The organism is Flavobacterium sp. XGLA_31, from assembly GCF_051547105.1.
In the GTDB taxonomy this organism is placed as follows: Bacteria; Bacteroidota; Bacteroidia; order Flavobacteriales; family Flavobacteriaceae; genus Flavobacterium.
On record NZ_JBPTTM010000003.1, the window covers coordinates 31,806 to 50,306 of the forward strand.

The window sequence follows — 18,501 nt, forward strand, 5'->3', positions numbered from 1 at the left end:
GGATGTCATTTCATCTTCCAATAAAAATAAATAAACACTTCGGATGAAATTCATTGTATCGAGTTCATACTTATTAAAACAACTGCAAGTTTTAGGCAGCGTTATCAACAGCAGTAACACTTTGCCTATTTTGGATAACTTTCTTTTCGAATTAAACAACAAAACCTTAACGGTTTCGGCTTCTGATTTAGAAACGACCATGTCGGCTACTTTAGAAATTGATTCTACCAGCAAGGGCAGTGTGGCCGTTCCGGCAAAATTGTTATTGGATATTTTGAAAACGTTTCCTGAGCAACCGTTAACCTTTACGGTGGAAGAAAACAGCACCATTGAAATCAGCTCCAACTCCGGGAAATATGCGATTGCCTACGCTCCGGGAGAAGAGTTTCCGAAATCAGTGAGCTTGGAAGATCCTTCCTCTACCGTTGTTCCTGCCGAAGTTTTGGCAACAGCCATCAGCAAAACCATTTTTGCCGCCGGAAACGACGATTTGCGTCCGGTAATGAGCGGGGTGTTTTTCCAATTCTCTCCGGAAGGTTTGATTTTTGTGGCTACCGATGCGCATAAATTGGTTAAATATGCCCGTACTGATGTAAAAGCTTCTCAAGTGGCTGATTTCATCATGCCGAAAAAACCATTGAACATTTTAAAAAGTATTTTAGGAACATCTGAATCGGATGTGACTATTGAATATAATGATTCCAACGCGACTTTCTCATTTGACAGCTACGTTTTGACTTGTCGTTTGATTGATGGGAAATACCCGAATTACGAGGCTGTAATCCCGAAAGAAAATCCGAACAAGTTGATGATTAACCGCGTGTTGTTATTGAACTCTGTTCGTCGTGTTGCGATTTTCTCGAACAAAACCACACACCAAATTCGCTTAAAAATTGCCGGTGCCGAGTTGAACATTTCTGCGGAGGATATTGACTACTCAAACAAAGCCGAAGAGCGTTTGACGTGTGATTACCAAGGCGACGATATGCAAATCGGATTCAACTCCCGTTTCTTATCGGAGATGTTAACCAACCTGCAATCTGACGAAATCCAATTGGAAATGTCGATGCCGAACCGTGCGGGAATCTTAACCCCTATTGACGGTTTAGACGAAGGAGAAACGGTTACCATGTTGGTAATGCCGGTCATGCTGAACAACTAATATAAACTAACCTTTATACCGAGAGACCGTAATTTCGAAAGAGATTACGGTTTTTTTATTCGTGTAAAGCCAAGATAGGCGTTTTTAAACTTTGGGATAGTTTTTGGGTGGTAGTGGTAGTAAACAATTCTACAAAGAAGTTTCTTTTGTAGGTCAGCATAGACAGCATATCCACTTCCTGATTCACTAAGAAGTCTTCGATGGTGGTTTTGACGTGTTCGCTTGGCAGAACAAAAAACTGGATGTTGTCCTCATCTTCAAAATGAGACTCCCAACGTTTTACCGTTTCATCCGTCACATCCGACGACGGCGTTTGCACGTAAAGGCATTTCACTTTGGCTTTCAGTTTTTTTGCCATTTTCACCACGTCTTCCAAAGCCTTAATGTCTTTTTGACGGAAACGGGTGGTGAACGCTATGGTTTCAATTTTGGTGAACTTAGCTTCAGAAGGAACGCTCAACACCGGTACCGACACATCCGAAATCACACTGCTGGTATTAGTGCCGATAAAGGAATCGAGCCAACCGGAGGCTCCTTTGGTTCCCATCACGACAAAATCTGCCTTTTCTTGTTTGATGACCTTTTTGATGTTGTACACCAACTCGCCGTCCATCATAATGTGATTCATCACGATGTGTTCCGCTTTGTGGGCTTCGGCTATGGCTCTGAGTTTGGGTAGTTCTTCTTTAAAATGATCCAGATTCGTCAGCTCAATAGTATCATACAGCGTTGCATAATTCAATGGCATGGCCTGACTGTCGACAATCGGCAAATCAAACGTATGCAACAAAACCAATTCGGCTTTGAAGAGTTTGGCCAATTCTACGGCATACACAAAAGCATTTTCTGAAGTCTCAGAGAAATCGAGCGGAACTAAAATCTTTTTCATGTCATGAAGGTTTAAAAATCAAATTTACTGATTAAAGGTACACATTTTAAATGATAATTATCAGTTACTGAATACCGTTAACGTAAATTTAATGCGATTCCTTTCAGCGATAAAAGTCAATTATTATATTATTTTACTTACTTTAGCTAAAACTAAACCCGTAAGATGGACTATATTATCCAAACCGAAGCCCTGCATTTTGAGTATTCCAAGCACAAAAAAGTTTTAGACAACATTGCCATCCATGTTCCCAAAGGGTCCATTTACGGATTCCTGGGACCCAACGGTGCGGGTAAATCTACGACCATGCGTTTGCTCACCGGCATCATCCCCGAACAGGGCAATGCCATCAAACTCTTTGGCGCGCCTTTACAAGAACAGTTGCCCATGGTTTTTGCCAAAATCGGTTCTTTGGTAGAATCTCCCGCCTTGTACCTGCATTTGAGCGGGGTTGACAATTTGAGGTATATCGCCAAACTGCGCGGCATCTCCGAAGCAAAAATTGACGAAGCGCTGGCCTTGGTGGATTTGACCAAAGACGGGCACCGCAAAGCCCGACAATATTCTTTAGGGATGAAACAACGCCTGGCCATCGCCATGGCACTGTTGAGCGAGCCCGAACTCCTGCTGCTGGACGAACCTGTAAACGGTTTGGACCCCAACGGAATTATCGACATCCGTAAATTACTTATCAAACTCAACAAAGAAAAAGGCGTTACCATTTTTGTGTCGAGCCATTTGCTGAGCGAAATCGAGAAGATGTGTACCCATGTGGCCATCATCAACAAAGGCAAACTTCGTTTTGAAGGCACCATGCAGGAGCTCTCTCAAAAAGCCAGCCTGTGCAAAATTCAGGTGACGCTGGAGGAAGCCGACAAATGGGCGGAAACCTTGAAAGCTACCTATCCCAACGTAGTGCTGACTGCGGAAAACCAACTAACCTTAAACATTGGCAACAAAGCCCAAATCCCCGACTTTATCAAAGGGCTGATTGCTCAAAATGCCGCCGTATACGAAGTAAAAATCCTGGACGGATTAGAAGAATGGTTCCTGACAATAACTGATGAAAAAACTACCGATGAAAAATAAGCTATCCCTCTTTATCACCGCCTTACAAGCCGAAAACATCAAAAAAAGAGGCACCGGGTTTTACTGGACCGGCGCACTGCTGGGCATCATTTCTCCTATACTCTTTATGATGGTCGCTATCATTCAGAGCAACGATGCCGTAAAAGACAGTGTGGCCTACAACCACTATTTGAGTTTTACCGAACAAAGCATGCAGCCTTTTGCCTATTTCTTTTTTCCTTTGCTTATCATCATTACGGTGAGCCGTATTACGCAACTCGACCATAAAAACGGGGGCTGGCAATTGATGGAAACCCAACCGATAGACAAATTTTCCATTTATTTCTCTAAATTCAGTACTGTATTATGTTCCAATCTGATTTCAATAGTGTCCTTTGCACTGGCGTCCTTGTTGGCCGGTTGGATACTCACCTTTGCTATTACCCTGCCCAAATCGGCTGTATTGGAACTGCCGGTGGGTGGCATCATGCTCATCATGGCGAGGCTTTTTGTCGCTTCGTTGTTGATTACCGCTTTGCAGTTTGCTATTTCAGTGCTGATTCCGAGTTTTATCTGGTCTATCGTCATTGGTTTTTTCGGATTGCTGCTCACGGTGTTTTTACAGCCTTTCAATCTGGTGCCGGTGTGGTATCCTTACGAGATTCTGTCCAAAATAGCGGCCAAACCCCAAGGCAGTGACCTGGGCCATTGGTTTACCTTTACCGATTATGTGGGGCTTTCCCTCAGCATTATTTTGCTGTACATCGGATTCAACTGGTACCGTCACAAGCAGTTCAAAGCCGCCTTTGTAAAACCGGCTAAGAGAACCTTGTCTTTGGTTGCCGTCCTTCTGGTTTTTGGCGGATTGACCTATGGGTTGCTGCGTCCGAAACAGATGGAGTCTTACCCCAAAACCGTAGTGGCCGGAAAGATTGACAGCAAAGAAACCTTTCACCACATTTACATCGTTGACAAAATCATTCAGGACACCCTGGCGGTGATTCCCCTGCAAAACAACACCTTCCACTATCAGTTTGACAAAAAAGTGGTAACGGATCATTATGTATTTGTAGTCGACCAAAAATTCGACAACAACCTGTTTTTCGGCACTAATGACAGCATTTACATTGAGGGAAAAGTAAACGGACAAGCCTCGGAATTTAAAATCAAAGGCACCCGTCTGGCCGAAAATCAAATGGAGAGCGAGACTAAATTCGACTGGAGCATGACTTCTTATTACCTGCAGGAGAACCTCAACTTAGACCGACCGCAAATCATCACGGAGGGCATCTACAAAGACTGGAAAGAAGCCATGGAGAAGTCGGACGAATTCAGAACGGTAGACAATTACATCCCGAAGGACGATTATACCCAACGGAAGAAAAAGCTGATTACCACCAATTCCCTCAACCAGTGGAACCAATTGCTTCAGAAGAGAGCCGCGTTGTATCCGAACGAAAAAACAACGGAAACCGCCGGCATCAAAGAGATGAAGAACAGTGTATCGCTGACCGATGAAAGCCTGTTGAGCAACCGCTTCTATTTTGATTATGTCATCAGCCAGTTGGTGGCCTCAAACAAAGAAGACCTGGACGAGAACACTAAAGCCCTGAAAGCCATAGCTCATATGAAGAACGGTTCGTTCAAAGACAAAATGCTCTTTTGGCAACTCACCAAGAGCATGGAGGAAGCCTCCAACAGTGCCGAACGCAATCAGTTGGTGGCCGAGTACAATTCGCAATTCGGGAACCGCAACTATACACGAAAAATCAACAACATCAACCGCATCGCCGAGAGCCTGGGCAAAGGCAAAGCCGCCCCTGCGTTTATGGCGGTAAGTTTAGAAGGCAAGCCTTATATCTTGGCTGATTTCAAAGGAAAACTGTTAGTGATAGACACCTGGGCGACCTGGTGTGGGCCATGCAAACAGCAATCGCCTTACTTTGAAAAGATGGCCTTGAAATACGGCAAAGGAAAGAACGTGCAGTTTCTGGCGCTCAGCATCGATGAAAACCCTAAACCCTGGTATATTGACGCCAAGAGCAAATCCAAATCGGTGTTGCAGTTGCATGTAGCCAATATGAAACAGTTCAGCAAGGACTATAACATTGTGAGCATTCCCCGCTTCATGATGATAGACGGCAACGGGAATTTTGTCAACGCCAAACTCCCTTTAGCCAGCGACCCTTCGTTTGAAAGGCTGTTGCAAAAAGCATTGCACTTGCCGGTAGACGATGAATAAATAGGGCTGAGTTTAGTATCTTTGCCAAAAATTTCGACCATGATTGAACAGGAAACTATTGTAGCTTTAGCTTCGCCTTCGGGTGCCGGCGCCATTGCCGTTATCCGGATTTCGGGGAACCAGGCCTTCCCTATTGCCGAGCAGGTATTCCAATCGGTTTCGGGCAAGTCGATTTTGAAACAAAAAACACATACCATCCACCTGGGGCATATTGTGGAGGAAGGCAAAGTATACGACCAGGTGTTGTTGTCGCTTTTTAAGAATCCGCATTCCTATACCGGCGAAGACGTCATCGAGATTTCCTGTCACGGTTCGACCTATATTCAGCAACAAATCATACAGTTGTTGTTGCGCAAAGGCTGTCGCATGGCGCAGGCGGGTGAGTTTACCTTACGGGCGTTCCTCAACGGCAAACTCGATTTGTCGCAAGCCGAAGCCGTAGCCGATTTGATTTCCTCGGATAACGAAGCCAGCCATCAGATTGCGATGCAGCAGATGCGCGGAGGATTCAGCAACGAGATTGCCAAACTTCGGGAGGAGCTGTTGAACTTTGCTTCGCTGATTGAATTGGAATTGGACTTTGCCGAAGAAGATGTAGAATTTGCCGACCGCACCCAGTTTAGGGAATTGCTGAACCGCATCGAATTTGTCCTCAAACGCCTGATTGATTCCTTTGCCGTGGGCAATGTGATTAAAAACGGGATTCCCGTGGCCATCGTGGGCGAACCCAATGTGGGCAAATCCACCTTACTCAATGCGTTGCTCAACGAAGAGCGCGCCATCGTTTCGGAAATTGCCGGGACGACCCGTGATACTATTGAAGACGAACTGGTCATCAACGGCATTGGCTTCCGCTTTATCGATACGGCGGGCATCCGCGAAACCGAGGATGTGGTGGAAAGCATCGGCATCAAAAAAACCTTTGAAAAAATAGAACAGGCGCAGGTCATCATCTACCTGATGGACAGCTCGCAGTTGGCTTTGGATAACGAAAACCTGAAAGAAGTGCGGATTGAACTGGAAAAAATCAAAAACCAGTTCCCGATGAAAGCCCTGGTGGTGATTGGCAACAAAGCCGATAAACTGACCGCAGCCCAAACCGCGCATCTGACGAACACTATTCCGAACATCCTACTGCTTTCGGCCAAAGACAAACTGGGCATTGACGACCTGAAAAACCAACTGTTGTCTTTTGTAAACACCGGAGCGTTGCGCAATAACGAAACCATCGTGACCAATACCCGTCACTACGATTCGCTGTTGAAAGCCCTGGAAGAAATTCAGAAAGTGCGTTTTGGTCTGGACAGCCACCTGTCTTCTGACCTGATGGCCATCGACATCAAACAGGCGCTGTATTACTTTGGGGAGATTACGGGCGAAGTGACCAATGACGAACTGTTGGGCAACATCTTCGCGAACTTCTGTATCGGGAAGTAAGTGTTTTTTAGATAATAGACGGAGAGATGATAGATGAGAGACGGATGGATGAGAGACTTTCTTTTTCATAAAAAAACTCCCAAGTGACCTTGAGAGTTTGTGGTATTCTTTGACGATTCGGAAACGATTAAGCGGCCAATATACTTTTAGCATCACTTAACGGGGACACACTTGCCGAATTGGTGGCGTATACATAAAAGTAATACACCACTCCGGGCGTAAGACCGCTGAACATCTTGCGACGCGTTTTGTTAGCGTCCTGCAAAACGGCAGGGTCATCAGCAGACAACTTGAGTTGTCCGTTTACAAATACAGGATTACTCAACGGAGCTCCTTCTACACAAATACATCCGTAGGCAATCGTTCCTTTTTTGGGAATCGCCTGAATGTCGACAATGATTTCTCCGGCTACCTCGGTGCGTTTCAGCAAAAAGTACTGAATCTTATCCAATACCGGCGCTTGTTCACTGGAGATGCTGCTAGGCGTAAATCCGGCGAGGGCAATAACGGAAATGTCTCCCTGCGCTATCGAATCGACATAGTTGGCCAAACTATCCAGAAACTGCATCAACTTTTGACGCTTGGTTTCAAAAGCCGTTTTTTTGGTGATGCCAAACTGGGCATAATCGGCGGCAGCGGTGTTAAAATCAGTGAGAGCCTGGGTAAAATCGGCTTCGGTCACCGTAGGGTTCTCAAAAACGGCAGCATTGTTGTAAATCCCGTTTTTCACTTCGCTGGAAAACGTGTCCAGCTTTGAAGTCCCAAAGTTGTGGAACTCCAATCGACAAAATCTTGTTTTCATAAATAATAGATTTTAAAAAATGAATAACTAAAAAAAACAATGGTACCATTTGTAAGATACCTTACATAAACAATGCCAAACTTGTAAGACCCTACTGTTAAATTTTATACTTTTTTACGAAACCCTTAGCCAGTAAGGCTTCGCGTAGTTTGTTAGTATTCAATACCTTACCCCAAAATAACGTAGTGCACCTTGTTTTTATCAAACAGCAGTGTTCTTTTGCTGAAAATCCACCCAACATACGACGTTTTTCCTCCAACTTTTGACGATTTTACCCCAACTTTCGACGATTTTACCCCAACTTTCGACGATTTTAGGGTAACTTTTGACGATTTTACCCCAACTTTCGTCGCTTTTGAGGTAACTTTTGACGATTTTGCCTCAACTTTCGTCGCTTTTGGGGTAACTTTTGACGATTTTACCTCAACTTTCGTCAATTTTGGGGTAACTTTTGACGATTTTCCTCTAACTTTCGTCGTTTTTGCCCCAACTTTCGTTGCTTTTAGAGTAACTTTTCTCCTCTTTTCCTTTCCGGCGGCTCCCAAAACCAGAAATTTTAACAAAATGTACACTTTTTGTGTACCAAAATATCATTGGAATGGTTTACCATTTCTCCTCATTTCTATTTCAGCGGCTTCCAAAACCTGAAATTTTAACAAAATATACACTTTTTGTGTACCTGAATATCATTGGAAATGATTTATAAGGCTTTTAGGAGCGGTTTACTTCGTCCGTTCGACTGCTAATGCAGTCTCGGGTAGCTTCGCTCTGTTCGTCACGCTGCGCGTGCCTCGGGTTGCGCAATAGCTGATTTACTGTTCTTCACGTTTTTCTTTACAAAAAATGCTATCTTTAACCGAAAGAAATCGTTTCGCATCCCGCTACTGTGTAAAGCCGCGGAACGTTATAGCCAATTTTAGACACGACATGATTAGATGGGACACATATCATACTGAAACAATCAAAGAAAAATATGTTTACAGATATTTAACTATTGAAAAGTTAATTGATTTTTTTAGAACAAATAGCATTTACCTAACTAGGTTAGATAAATTTGAAGACAATCTTGAGAACATTTCACCATATGACATAAATCAGCTTAAATATTTTTCAGATGTAGCCAAACCAAAAGATGCAAATCCTGACATTCCAGATTCTACATGGGAAGAAATATTTAAAAAAAACACTGTTAAATTAAGACAAATCCAATCAAACCTTTTAGCTCAACAGAAAGAAAGGTTTGTTAGTTGCTGGATACTAAACGATGTTGAATCATTTGCAATGTGGGATATTTATGGAAAATCAGGTTTTGCTATAAGATTTGAAAGACAATATTTTCAGAATTTAATTCGTGACTCTAGAGAACTCCAAAACGAACCAACAAGCAAAATAGATTTATTGTTAGCTGGAAAAGTAGAATATCAAAATTTTGAAGAAATGTTGACCAAGGAAAAAGAATCCACATTAAAATACTCAGTTTTCAGAAAGCACTTATCGTTTAATCATGAGGCCGAATATAGAATTGTTGGCTTTCTAAACAACACCGATGATGAAACTTTCTTACGCTTCAAGTTACCCGATTTAGAAACTATACATTTTGAAATAATCGCCAATCCAAGATTATCTTCATTCCAAATAGAAACTTATAATAACATCATTTCAAATTACACCAAAGTTCATGTTTTGAGAGAATCTGACTTGAAAAGATGGCTTGAATTCAGAAATATAAATTATTAAAACTGGCTATAACAGCTGTTATCCGCTATAGCTGGTTTTTATTTTTACGTGTTCACGAAAAACGTTTATCTTTAACAGAAAATAATCCGTTCACTGGCATCACAACTGACGGCTAGCCGCGAAACGTTAACAGCAAGCTTTAACAACTATCAATATGACAGAAGAACAATCAAAAGAGATTTTTGAATATCTACAGAAACAATTGTATGAAAATGGTTTCGCGGAAATTGATGAACAAATATTAGTAAGATGGCAGGAATCTGAAATGGAATTAGACCAATTTTCTCAAAATCAATTTTTAAGGTTTTATCTTAATCAAATTATCAATATATTCAAATCCTATTCAAACGATAAAGTAATTGAAAATTCAATCTCAAGAATAAATAAAATTCTAGACAGCGACAATCATATTGAAGATATTTCACTTGAATATTTTGAAGGCAAAGAGAAACTAGAATTTGATTTAAAAAAACTGCCATCATATCAAGAACAGATTTCTATTTTTACAAATATTTCAAATCAATTATTCCCTCAATAAAATGTTAGCTCAATCAGAAATAAATAGAATAAAACATGAAATTGCAGCAACCTTAAAATCTGCTGCAGGACTAAGCGCAAGAAGAACTTCTAAACTTCTTCCTGTAAATGGATTAAGAGGTAAATTATACGAAGCATCAGTTTTAGCACACGTTTGTGAAAAACTTGTTACACAAGAAAATCTAACTCTAAAATTAGTTGGAGGCTCAAAACTAATGCTGAAACAAAAAGGTGGTCCAATAAATAGAGCGTATCCATATTTCGAGATTTATAAAAATAAAATTCTATGGGGAGAGCTTTTCACGGATTTATATTTTAATACTTTAAGCTACCTATTTAAAGGATCTATTAATCCTCAAATTCCTGGAGATTATCATGAATTAGATATTGCGATCATTGAGCCTAATTTATCTAATAAACCACAAAATGATAAAATATTCCTTGCAATAGAATGCAAAAACACAACATGTGAAAAGAGTATGATTCGTGAAGTTTTAGGATTTAGAAGAGAGCTTTCTATGTTTGAATATACTTTGCAGAGAACAAACTTTACAAACTGGCCATCGCCAGCAATTTATTCTGATCCAAATTCTATACACATGCTCTACTGTTCTGATAAAAATGTTACCAAATATGAACTTAATTGTAATAGATTTGGGATTCTAGTAAAACATTATGAAATGTAAGCCAGCTGCTAACAGCGGTTTAGCTTCGCTCTGTTCGGCCTGTGGCCTCGGGTTCCTTCGTCAGTCGGCTTCGCTTCGTGTCGCGCAATAGCTGTAATCGATTTTCCTTAAACGGAAAATCGAAAGGAAATTTACATATCTTTACATCTAACCGCTTACCTTCTCGCCACCACGCGAAGCTGCAGCACGTTAGCTGTTATTTATTTGAGGTTTTAACTAAAAAATTACATGAAAAAAATCGCTCAAAAAATCATCCAACCAATAAAGATGCCTTCGCTCTTTCAAGATTTAATTCTACTGATTCCACGCGTAATCTGCGGATATTTACTAACTTCTAATTTTGGTGCTGCGAAATTCGGATTACCTTGGTCGCCGCCAGATAACAACTTGGGATTATTCGAAGTGGCCTTTTGGTTTCCGAATGATATTGCGGAGTATGGTGGAATATTTGCAAAATTCCCCGCCTTTTTTGCGTGGATGGGCGCATTCAGTGAAGCCGTAGGCGGACTTTTCCTTATATTCGGTTTAGGCACGCGCATTTGGTCGTTTCTGATAATCTGCACAATGCTTGTTGCAATGTTCATGCAGCAATTTAATCAAGGACTTTGGAACATGATGCCAGCAATGGGATTTTTATGGATTGCGGTTTTTTATATGATTTTAGGATCTGGACGGTTCGGGATAGATAATTTATTTTACAAAAAGCCATGAAAAAATTTACGCCGATATTATATTTACTGCTATTTATTTCATGCGTGCAGAAAACAAGGAAAGTCACTGTCGAATACCGCCTTGAGGCAAACGATTTTAAAGATATCAAGTCTGTTGGTGTTCGCGGAAGCGACAAACCGCTGAGTTGGGATAAAGATTTCCTCATGCAACCTGCCTTAAACGGGAAAATTTACCGAGCTTTCGTTACTTACAACACTGGATATAAATTTACCGAGGTAAAGTTTGTTGTTAATGACTCTTTTGAGCTTTCAAATAGTGAAAACAGGCGCATCATTTTTTCCGAAATAGACACAACTGTTTATAATGCAAAATATAACGTTCCAAAGTAAACAACAGCTAACAGCCATCTTGCGATTATTGCCAAGCACCTGTCTGGCCAAATCATTTTTCTCACGAAAATATTTTATCTTTAACGGAAAATAATTCGTTCCGAACTTCGCTACTGTCGCGAAGCCGCGGTAAGTAAAAGTAAGCCTTGAAAATCGCAGAAAGACCATGAAAAGTATATTTACCAACAAAAATGAAATTCCAACCACCGTTAGTTTGAAAAAAGCGTTAGGAGAGACATTTGAAGTTTGGAAAAAGTTTGAAGAGTTTACAAAAGACCATTATCCCAACGCGAAGTCGGAGTGGCATTTTTCAGGTGAAAAGTTTGGTTGGAGTTACCGGATAAAAGACAATAAAAGGGTACTTCTTTATTTACTTCCCAGAGAAAACTTCTTTAAGACCGCATTTGTCTTTGGACAAAAGGCAACAGAAAAAATCCTTGAGAGTGCTATTTCTGAAAGCATTAAAACCGAACTTAAATCGGCTAAAGTATATGCTGAAGGGAGAGGAATACGAATTGACGTCAGAAACCAATCAAATTCCGGTGATATTCAAAAGTTGATTACAATTAAAATTGATAATTAGGCCTTTGGCTAACAGCGCATTAACGAAACTCTTCATTCCGCATAACATTTTTTCTTACCTTGCAGTTACTGCGCGAAGCCGCGGAACACTTGGGTGCAAGCGTAAAACGAACCGCATAAGGAAACAAAAATGATAGAAATTGTAGAGCTTTCAGACAAGACAATAACCCTCGACAGAAACGAATTTCTGAAAGTAAAAGGGGGCATTGATACTAATTTGTATTTTGTTGAAAGTGGCAGCTTGAGAATTTTTGTGTTGGACGACTATGAAGAACAAACCATTCGTTTTGGTTACAAAAACAATTTAATAGTTTCGTTAGACTCGTTTTTAACAGAAAAACCTTCTGACTTATTTATTCAAGCCATAAAAAAGACTGTTTTAAAAGTCATTACGAAACAACAAGTTAACGATTTTTTGAAATGTGAAAAAAACAGCAATTTATGGACAACCATTTTAGAAAATTTGGTTATTCAACAAATGGAACGTGAAATTGACATATTGACTAACTCACCAAAACAAAGATACCAACGAGTTTTAGAACGAAGCCCACAACTTTTTCAAGAAATTCCGCATCGACATATAGCCAATTATTTACGAATGAGTGCTGAAACTTTATCTCGATTAAAAAAGTCTTGACTTCAATCAAGGTTTACAAAAAACGGTTTTTAGACTTTTGCCTAAAAATTAAAATTATGCAGTCAGAGCAATTAACAGAATCGCTTTTAGAACAAACAAGACAAATTTTGAACCAAGTTGAAAAACTGAAAAACTACGATTTACATACCTTGACGTGGAAAGAAAACGCTACTTCGTGGAGTATTTTGGAATGTTTAGAACATTTGAATTTGTATGGCAACTTTTATTTGCCACAAATAGAAAACAAAATAAAAAGCTCTACTGCTAACTTTGAAGCTGAATTTAGAAGTGGCATTTTAGGAAATTATTTTGCAAAAAGTATGTTGCCAAAACAAAAATTGAACACAATGAAAACCTTTAAAGACAAAAATCCTTTAAACGCTAAACTCGACAAAAATGTAATTGATAAGTTCATGAATCAACAAATCAAACTTTTGGAATTGCTAAATAATTCAAGAAATGTGAGTTTGAATAAAGTTAAAATTCAGACTTCCATTGCCTCTTTTATCAAGCTAAAATTAGGCGACACTTTTCAATTTTATATCAATCATATCATTAGACATTTAGCTCAAATTGACCGAATAGAAACAGCGATGAAAAACGCCTGATACCCAACAAGGGTTTTGCGTCTGCCGGGCTGATGTATAAAATTCAACAGTAGTTTTTCAATTGAACTTTAGTAATAATATTGGCTTTTGTGTTTCCATTACACGCTCGAACGCAAAGCCCGGAACGGTTGGCAACAATCAAAAACACCACACCCAGCCCAAAACCTAATTGCTGTCATCCCTTCCCTGAAAGTGCGTAACATTTTCCCGCTTACAGCTACTCATGCCTCAAAATAGCATCAATCAAATCAACAATCAAATGAACAAAATCACCGCCTTTTTAGTACTGGGACTCCTCGTGGCAGGCTGTACCCCTTTCAAACCCGCCCTTACCAATGCCGATGCACTGACTGAATACAAAGTAAAAGGACGCCAAGGGCTGCTCATCAATCAAAAACTAAGCTTCGGAACCTACTCTACTGCTAAAGTAAAACGCTCCTGGACCAAAGGAGGCAATACCCGCCTACCCGTATCGGTTTCTCCGGCAGTTGATTTCTGGTACCCGGAACTGCTCTCGGTTGACGCGACCGATAAGTCGCAAACCTTCAGTTTTCAGTTGAGCGACGGGGCTCAAAACCAAAGCGACGTCTATGCTTCCTCTCATTTTGAAGCTGAAAGGCTGTTGGTGGGCAACAACCCCAACAGTGTGGTAAACATCATGCGCGACCTCATAGGACAGGACATCGATCAGGAAAACATGTTTTACGCACAGGTGTTTGTCAACCGAGACCCTAAGCCGTGGCAACTGGTTTTAGACAATATCGAGTCTCAAAAGAACGCTAAAAAGTACGTCGGCCTGTTTGAGCAAAGCAAGAACCGCTATTACCAACTCAAGCCCATCACCCATTTGCAAACCTCCCAAGGCCCCAAAGCCATGTGGATGGGTGCTGTAGGCTACGAAATAAGCAACCCGGCCGGACAAACGGTGGCAGCCGTGTCATTGATGGATAACGGCTTTGTTTACCTGTCCGACACCGAGAATGAAGATCGTTTCCTACTGGCCAATTTATGCGCTTTGTTGCTGCTGCAACAAAATATAGCCGAGTAAGTTCCTGTTAGCCCACTTAGAAAAAGGCTGCAAAACAAACAGTTGCTATGGCATTTTTTAATACCTTTAGGAGCACTAACAGTGGCATGGTGAATTTCTTCAGTTACACACGGTGCTGCGGAACGTGAGTAGCAATGGCCAACAATACGCCTATCCATATGAAACAAATACTAACATTAGTTTTATTCTTTTTTGTTTTCAATATGATGCAAGCGCAAAACACCTATCTGTGTAAAATGGATAATAGGATTTATCGGCTCAATTCAGACTCATCACTTACAAGTATAATTGCTCTTGACAATACGCCTTCTTATATTGAAGATATCGCTTTATCGCCTTCAAACATTTTTTATGCCATTATTGATTTTAATAAAATTATAGCAATTAATGGCAATAACAATTTTACAATTTTGACCTCACTACCGGCAGATGGATTATATAATTCGTTAACATGTAGTAACAACTACGAATTATACACTATTAGTAATGCGGGAGAGAATTCTAAATTATATAAGTATAACATACTCACTAACACGACGGAATTAGTTACCACTTTAGGATTCGCCACACCCGGTGATTTAACTTTTTACAAGGGTAACTTGATATTTGCAGCTGACGGAACCAATAAAATCAAAGCCTACAATTTGGAGAATAATACCTTAACTGACATCTTTTGTCTCCCTCAACAATATGCTGCAATTTTTGGTATTGCCGGAATATATACTTCATGCGATTCAACTGTTATTCGCTGCTGTACACAAACAGCTGTTTTGGAATTAAACCTCTCCAATAATACTGTAACCGATTTACAAGTTGCCAGTTCAGTCTTTTTCGGCATGACTTCTGACAACGAATTTTTATCTTCCGAATGTAGCTTTCAATTTGAAACGGCTTCATGCGCACTATCAAATCCTGACTATTCACAAGATGCTGCTTATACTGTTTTTCCGAACCCTTTTTTTGAAACTATACATTTAAAAAATAATGAGGAAATAAATTCTTTGGAAATATTTGACATCAACGGACGGCTTATTTTAAAAATTTCATCTCCCGGTTCTGAAATAAATTTGAGTAATTTAGAAAAGGGAGTATATTTCTTTAAAACATATACCGAAAGAGGTTATAAATTAAATAAAATTTTAAAATCTTAGATTGTTATTCATAAAAGCAACGACCATTAACAAAGAAATGTGTTCCAAAACCAATCAAAGAGGAATTCTTATATTTGGGATAGGAAAATCGCCAGTTACCTTGATTTAAAAGAAGACCCCTTAACGAAAACAACAAGCCCCTGAGAGAGTTTTGCGTAATTATTTTAATTTGCTGTTGTACATTCTTACAGTTTAAGAAATTTGTAATGTAACCGCCGAGGAATGAAAAAAAATCTGCTTGTATTTATTGTAACTATGCTCCTACTGCCGCTGGGGTTGCGCTCCCAGTACACTGCCATTACCAATTACCGGAAGTATTTTGCCACTGCAGTCTACAACGGTATGGAAGTGGCCGTAATCCGTGCCTATAGCAGTCAGGAAAGACAGTATTATATAGCAGTGGGGGTTAACGATATTCAAACCTACCTCATTCCCGCTGAAAAAATCAGACCGGTTACTCAAAAGTGGGATGAGCTGGTAACCTTGTACAGTAAGACGCCTTACATAAAGGCCATCCGCTTTGCAAAACGGCAGTCATTTTCGATTCAGGATGCCGGCATACAACACGGGTATTCCAAAAACAAAGGGATTGCGCTTACCATTGATTTGTGTCCTTCGCATAAAACATTAGACCGGATCATTTTTACTTCGATAGCAGAAGCATTCAAAAATCTTAGAACCCCCAAACCCATAGGAGTATCCATAACCGGAAAATTTTTAAATACGCACCCGGAAGATATAGAATGGCTTAAAGGAATGGTAAAGTCGGGAGCGATAGATATTGTATGGATCAACCATACGTACAACCACAGGTACAATCCTAAACTGCCCCTAAAAGAAAATTTCCTGCTGGAACCTCAAACCAACCTAGACACTGAAATTTTACTACTGGAGCAACGCTTGTTGGAAAAGGAAATCGTATGCTCAGTCTTCTTTCGGTTTCCCGGATTGGTATCTGACCGCAATCTGGTCGAGCAGGTAACCAACTACGGGCTCATCCCTATTGGCAGCGATGCCTGGCTGGCCAAAGGACAAAGCGTACAAAACGGCGATATTGTATTGATTCACGGCAACGGAAATGAGCCGGTGGGGGTTACCGATTTTTTAGCGTTGCTGAAAAAAAAGCAAAGTGCCATACTGAAAAAGGAATGGCTGCTCTACGACCTAAGGGAAGCAATTGACGAAGAGTTTAAAAACGACTAATGCTTAAGCCGTCAGTTATACCGGAGAAAACGAATTGTTGGATGAGGTTTGTATTTTTCAGGTCTTTTAAGTTGTAGCACCATGCAGAAGGAATTGCAAGATAACGGAGAGGGAATTACTAAGTTGATATTTTGCTTATCTTTACAAATCATCAATCCAAAAAACAATCATGAGCCAAATTAAAACTCCTCCTTTTGCTGATTTTCCATTCGTTAGTAACGAAAAAATAACGCTGCGACAGCTACTTCACTCAGACCTTGGCGATCTTATAGAAATTTCATTTTATGATGCTGTTCAAGCCACAACATTGGAACAGGCAATAGAAATGAATTCGAAAATCAACAAGGATTATGAAGAGGGCAATTCTATCCATTGGGCTATTGTAGACAATTTGACTAACAAAGTAGTTGGAACCTGCGGATACTACCGTGGTTTTGACCAAGGACAGGGAGAAATAGGCTGTGTTTTATTGCCTAACTATCGCGGAAATGGGTTTATGACTCATGCCATTGAATTAGCCATTAAATTTGGAATAAAGACTATGGGGTTACATCGAATATGGGCTGCAACAAACAAACAAAATGAGAAGGCAATAAAACTCCTCGAAAGACTGGACTTTAAAAAAATCAAAGCTTTAGATGATGATAATGTGGAGTTTGAATTCAGATTGCCCTAAAAGGCAAATCATTAGTATAAAAATAAGGTCCTACCCACTGAAAGCCGTTTGTCAATTTTGTGGCATACAATACAAAACTCAACATCAGTCTTTATTGCCCTTTTTTGCTAAAGTTCGGTTGACGTTTCCAAATTACCACTATCGCCAAGCCGCCTAACGTTAGCAGTAAACTTAAAACCCTAAAAGAAAATGGTATTCTTAAAAGTGCAACATTCCGCCGCAGAAAATGAAGCTCTCTTTGTAAACATCGTTTTTCCTTTTTTGGCCTGTATTTTAATTTACTACTTTCTCAAGCGAAAAAAGCGAAAGAATGAAACTAAAAATTTAGCGAATGATATAATATCTATGCGAGCTCAAATTGTAGCTTATCTTTTTAGCATTCTTTTCTTTTTAGCCTTTTTAGTTGGAATTTACGATGCCATAAAGTTTTATTCCAATTGAAAAGACCCGAGCTTCAAAACAAATCCAAAAGGAATCTTTATATTTGGAATAGCAACAGGAAGCACAACTTAAATACTTAACCTATGGCACTCATCAATCCACACATTAACTTTAACGGGAACGCCGAAGAAGCATTCCTTTTTTACCAATCGGTATTTGGCGGCGCGTTCACCAAAATTATCCGCTTTAAAGACATTGCAAGTCCTGAATACCCCGTGGCCCCAGAGGAGGCGGATAAAATCATGCACATTGGTTTGTCTATCGGTCCCAACACTTTAATGGCCAATGATGTTCCCGAAAGTATGGGACGAACCAACGAGAATGAAAACAGGTCGAAGATATCCGTTACGGTCGAGAGCCGTGAAGAAGCCAACACGATATGCAACGGCCTTTCAGCCGGCGGCACTGTGGAAGTTCCCCTGAGCGACAATCCCGACGGGGGTTGTTTCGCGATGTTTCGAGACCGGTTCGGCATAGAATGGATGGTGGCCTTTAATCCAACCCACCCCAACAAAGGATAAACCACAATAGGTA

Annotated in this window: 20 protein-coding genes; 18 read left to right on the forward strand and 2 right to left on the reverse strand. The window is 40.3% G+C overall.

Annotated features, from left to right (window positions below; translation table 11 throughout):
• The first annotated feature begins 43 nt into the window (after window positions 1–43).
• Window positions 44–1,162, forward strand: a complete 1,119-nt coding sequence (dnaN, locus tag ACSVH6_RS06680; RefSeq protein ID WP_438076800.1) for a DNA polymerase III subunit beta — start codon at window positions 44–46, stop codon at window positions 1,160–1,162.
• A gap of 55 nt (window positions 1,163–1,217) precedes the next feature.
• Here dnaN and ACSVH6_RS06685 read toward each other — a convergent pair whose 3' ends face one another.
• Window positions 1,218–2,051 carry a universal stress protein gene (locus tag ACSVH6_RS06685; protein WP_438076802.1) on the reverse strand — a complete coding sequence of 278 codons (834 nt, stop codon included), beginning with the start codon at window positions 2,049–2,051 and terminating at the stop codon, window positions 1,218–1,220.
• 165 nt (window positions 2,052–2,216) lie between these two features.
• Here ACSVH6_RS06685 and ACSVH6_RS06690 point away from each other — a divergent pair, with 165 nt between their 5' ends.
• Genes ACSVH6_RS06690 through mnmE form a run of 3 tightly spaced genes read left to right on the forward strand, consistent with a single transcriptional unit; the run spans window position 2,217 to window position 6,798 of the window.
• Entirely contained in the window at window positions 2,217–3,140 is a 924-nt protein-coding gene (locus tag ACSVH6_RS06690; RefSeq protein WP_438076804.1) for an ABC transporter ATP-binding protein, read from the forward strand.
• Window positions 3,130–5,361, forward strand: a complete 2,232-nt coding sequence (locus ACSVH6_RS06695) for a redoxin family protein (RefSeq protein WP_438076806.1) — start codon at window positions 3,130–3,132, stop codon at window positions 5,359–5,361. Before ACSVH6_RS06690 ends, ACSVH6_RS06695 begins: the two co-directional genes overlap by 11 nt.
• A gap of 39 nt (window positions 5,362–5,400) precedes the next feature.
• Entirely contained in the window at window positions 5,401–6,798 is a 1,398-nt protein-coding gene (gene mnmE, locus ACSVH6_RS06700; RefSeq protein WP_438076808.1) for a tRNA uridine-5-carboxymethylaminomethyl(34) synthesis GTPase MnmE, read from the forward strand.
• A gap of 127 nt (window positions 6,799–6,925) precedes the next feature.
• Here the strand turns inward: mnmE and ACSVH6_RS06705 are convergent, their stop codons facing one another.
• On the reverse strand, window positions 6,926–7,600 hold the full coding sequence (locus ACSVH6_RS06705) for a fibronectin type III domain-containing protein (protein WP_438076810.1): 675 nt from the start codon (window positions 7,598–7,600) through the stop codon (window positions 6,926–6,928).
• Window positions 7,601–7,819: 219 nt separating this feature from the next.
• Between ACSVH6_RS06705 and ACSVH6_RS06710 the strand changes: the two genes are divergently transcribed.
• The 14 genes from ACSVH6_RS06710 to ACSVH6_RS06775 all read left to right on the forward strand — a co-directional run bounded on the left by ACSVH6_RS06710 (window position 7,820) and on the right by ACSVH6_RS06775 (window position 18,488).
• The gene (locus ACSVH6_RS06710) at window positions 7,820–8,248 is read left to right on the forward strand and encodes a hypothetical protein (protein ID WP_438076812.1); all 429 of its coding nucleotides are present in this window, start codon (window positions 7,820–7,822) and stop codon (window positions 8,246–8,248) included.
• Window positions 8,249–8,527: 279 nt separating this feature from the next.
• Window positions 8,528–9,337, forward strand: a complete 810-nt coding sequence (locus ACSVH6_RS06715; protein WP_438076814.1) for a DUF2971 domain-containing protein — start codon at window positions 8,528–8,530, stop codon at window positions 9,335–9,337.
• Window positions 9,338–9,491: 154 nt separating this feature from the next.
• Window positions 9,492–9,875, forward strand: a complete 384-nt coding sequence (locus ACSVH6_RS06720; protein ID WP_438076816.1) for a hypothetical protein — start codon at window positions 9,492–9,494, stop codon at window positions 9,873–9,875.
• 1 nt (window position 9,876) lies between these two features.
• On the forward strand, window positions 9,877–10,560 hold the full coding sequence (locus tag ACSVH6_RS06725; RefSeq protein ID WP_438076818.1) for a hypothetical protein: 684 nt from the start codon (window positions 9,877–9,879) through the stop codon (window positions 10,558–10,560).
• Window positions 10,561–10,788: 228 nt separating this feature from the next.
• On the forward strand, window positions 10,789–11,271 hold the full coding sequence (locus tag ACSVH6_RS06730; protein ID WP_438076820.1) for a DoxX family protein: 483 nt from the start codon (window positions 10,789–10,791) through the stop codon (window positions 11,269–11,271).
• A complete protein-coding gene (locus ACSVH6_RS06735) occupies window positions 11,268–11,621 on the forward strand; it encodes a hypothetical protein (protein ID WP_438076822.1) in 354 nt (117 codons plus the stop codon). The genes ACSVH6_RS06730 and ACSVH6_RS06735 overlap by 4 nt, the downstream gene beginning before the upstream one ends.
• 166 nt (window positions 11,622–11,787) lie before the next feature.
• Window positions 11,788–12,204, forward strand: coding sequence for a DUF3788 domain-containing protein (locus tag ACSVH6_RS06740; protein ID WP_438076824.1), 417 nt, complete (start codon window positions 11,788–11,790; stop codon window positions 12,202–12,204).
• A gap of 129 nt (window positions 12,205–12,333) precedes the next feature.
• Window positions 12,334–12,840, forward strand: a complete 507-nt coding sequence (locus ACSVH6_RS06745) for a Crp/Fnr family transcriptional regulator (RefSeq protein ID WP_438076826.1) — start codon at window positions 12,334–12,336, stop codon at window positions 12,838–12,840.
• Between the two features lie 56 nt (window positions 12,841–12,896).
• A complete protein-coding gene (locus ACSVH6_RS06750; protein ID WP_438076828.1) occupies window positions 12,897–13,448 on the forward strand; it encodes a DinB family protein in 552 nt (183 codons plus the stop codon).
• A 259-nt stretch (window positions 13,449–13,707) separates the two neighbouring features.
• Window positions 13,708–14,496 carry a hypothetical protein gene (locus ACSVH6_RS06755; protein ID WP_438076830.1) on the forward strand — a complete coding sequence of 263 codons (789 nt, stop codon included), beginning with the start codon at window positions 13,708–13,710 and terminating at the stop codon, window positions 14,494–14,496.
• Between the two features lie 158 nt (window positions 14,497–14,654).
• Window positions 14,655–15,647 carry a T9SS type A sorting domain-containing protein gene (locus ACSVH6_RS06760; RefSeq protein ID WP_438076832.1) on the forward strand — a complete coding sequence of 331 codons (993 nt, stop codon included), beginning with the start codon at window positions 14,655–14,657 and terminating at the stop codon, window positions 15,645–15,647.
• A 222-nt stretch (window positions 15,648–15,869) separates the two neighbouring features.
• Window positions 15,870–16,850, forward strand: a complete 981-nt coding sequence (locus ACSVH6_RS06765; RefSeq protein WP_438076834.1) for a polysaccharide deacetylase family protein — start codon at window positions 15,870–15,872, stop codon at window positions 16,848–16,850.
• A 169-nt stretch (window positions 16,851–17,019) separates the two neighbouring features.
• Complete coding sequence (locus ACSVH6_RS06770; protein ID WP_438076836.1) at window positions 17,020–17,526, forward strand: GNAT family N-acetyltransferase; 507 nt, start codon at window positions 17,020–17,022, stop codon at window positions 17,524–17,526.
• 524 nt (window positions 17,527–18,050) lie between these two features.
• Window positions 18,051–18,488: a VOC family protein gene (locus ACSVH6_RS06775; protein WP_438076838.1), complete on the forward strand. Its 438-nt coding sequence runs from the start codon at window positions 18,051–18,053 to the stop codon at window positions 18,486–18,488.
• The last annotated feature ends 13 nt before the right edge of the window (window positions 18,489–18,501 follow it).

What these genes read in the sequence shown, in the direction of transcription:
- ACSVH6_RS06765 (WP_438076834.1), top strand. Translation starts at nt 15,870, where the DNA reads ATGAAAAAAAATCTGCTTGTATTTATTGTAACTATGCTCCTACTGCCG.
- ACSVH6_RS06755 (WP_438076830.1), top strand. Translation starts at nt 13,708, where the DNA reads ATGAACAAAATCACCGCCTTTTTAGTACTGGGACTCCTCGTGGCAGGC.
- ACSVH6_RS06775 (WP_438076838.1), top strand. Translation starts at nt 18,051, where the DNA reads ATGGCACTCATCAATCCACACATTAACTTTAACGGGAACGCCGAAGAA.
- ACSVH6_RS06725 (WP_438076818.1), top strand. Translation starts at nt 9,877, where the DNA reads ATGTTAGCTCAATCAGAAATAAATAGAATAAAACATGAAATTGCAGCA.
- ACSVH6_RS06770 (WP_438076836.1), top strand. Translation starts at nt 17,020, where the DNA reads ATGAGCCAAATTAAAACTCCTCCTTTTGCTGATTTTCCATTCGTTAGT.
- ACSVH6_RS06715 (WP_438076814.1), top strand. Translation starts at nt 8,528, where the DNA reads ATGATTAGATGGGACACATATCATACTGAAACAATCAAAGAAAAATAT.
- ACSVH6_RS06740 (WP_438076824.1), top strand. Translation starts at nt 11,788, where the DNA reads ATGAAAAGTATATTTACCAACAAAAATGAAATTCCAACCACCGTTAGT.
- ACSVH6_RS06730 (WP_438076820.1), top strand. Translation starts at nt 10,789, where the DNA reads ATGAAAAAAATCGCTCAAAAAATCATCCAACCAATAAAGATGCCTTCG.
- dnaN (WP_438076800.1), top strand. Translation starts at nt 44, where the DNA reads ATGAAATTCATTGTATCGAGTTCATACTTATTAAAACAACTGCAAGTT.
- ACSVH6_RS06760 (WP_438076832.1), top strand. Translation starts at nt 14,655, where the DNA reads ATGAAACAAATACTAACATTAGTTTTATTCTTTTTTGTTTTCAATATG.
- ACSVH6_RS06750 (WP_438076828.1), top strand. Translation starts at nt 12,897, where the DNA reads ATGCAGTCAGAGCAATTAACAGAATCGCTTTTAGAACAAACAAGACAA.
- ACSVH6_RS06745 (WP_438076826.1), top strand. Translation starts at nt 12,334, where the DNA reads ATGATAGAAATTGTAGAGCTTTCAGACAAGACAATAACCCTCGACAGA.
- ACSVH6_RS06690 (WP_438076804.1), top strand. Translation starts at nt 2,217, where the DNA reads ATGGACTATATTATCCAAACCGAAGCCCTGCATTTTGAGTATTCCAAG.
- ACSVH6_RS06705 (WP_438076810.1), bottom strand. Translation starts at nt 7,600, where the DNA reads ATGAAAACAAGATTTTGTCGATTGGAGTTCCACAACTTTGGGACTTCA.
- ACSVH6_RS06695 (WP_438076806.1), top strand. Translation starts at nt 3,130, where the DNA reads ATGAAAAATAAGCTATCCCTCTTTATCACCGCCTTACAAGCCGAAAAC.
- ACSVH6_RS06685 (WP_438076802.1), bottom strand. Translation starts at nt 2,051, where the DNA reads ATGAAAAAGATTTTAGTTCCGCTCGATTTCTCTGAGACTTCAGAAAAT.
- ACSVH6_RS06735 (WP_438076822.1), top strand. Translation starts at nt 11,268, where the DNA reads ATGAAAAAATTTACGCCGATATTATATTTACTGCTATTTATTTCATGC.
- ACSVH6_RS06720 (WP_438076816.1), top strand. Translation starts at nt 9,492, where the DNA reads ATGACAGAAGAACAATCAAAAGAGATTTTTGAATATCTACAGAAACAA.
- mnmE (WP_438076808.1), top strand. Translation starts at nt 5,401, where the DNA reads ATGATTGAACAGGAAACTATTGTAGCTTTAGCTTCGCCTTCGGGTGCC.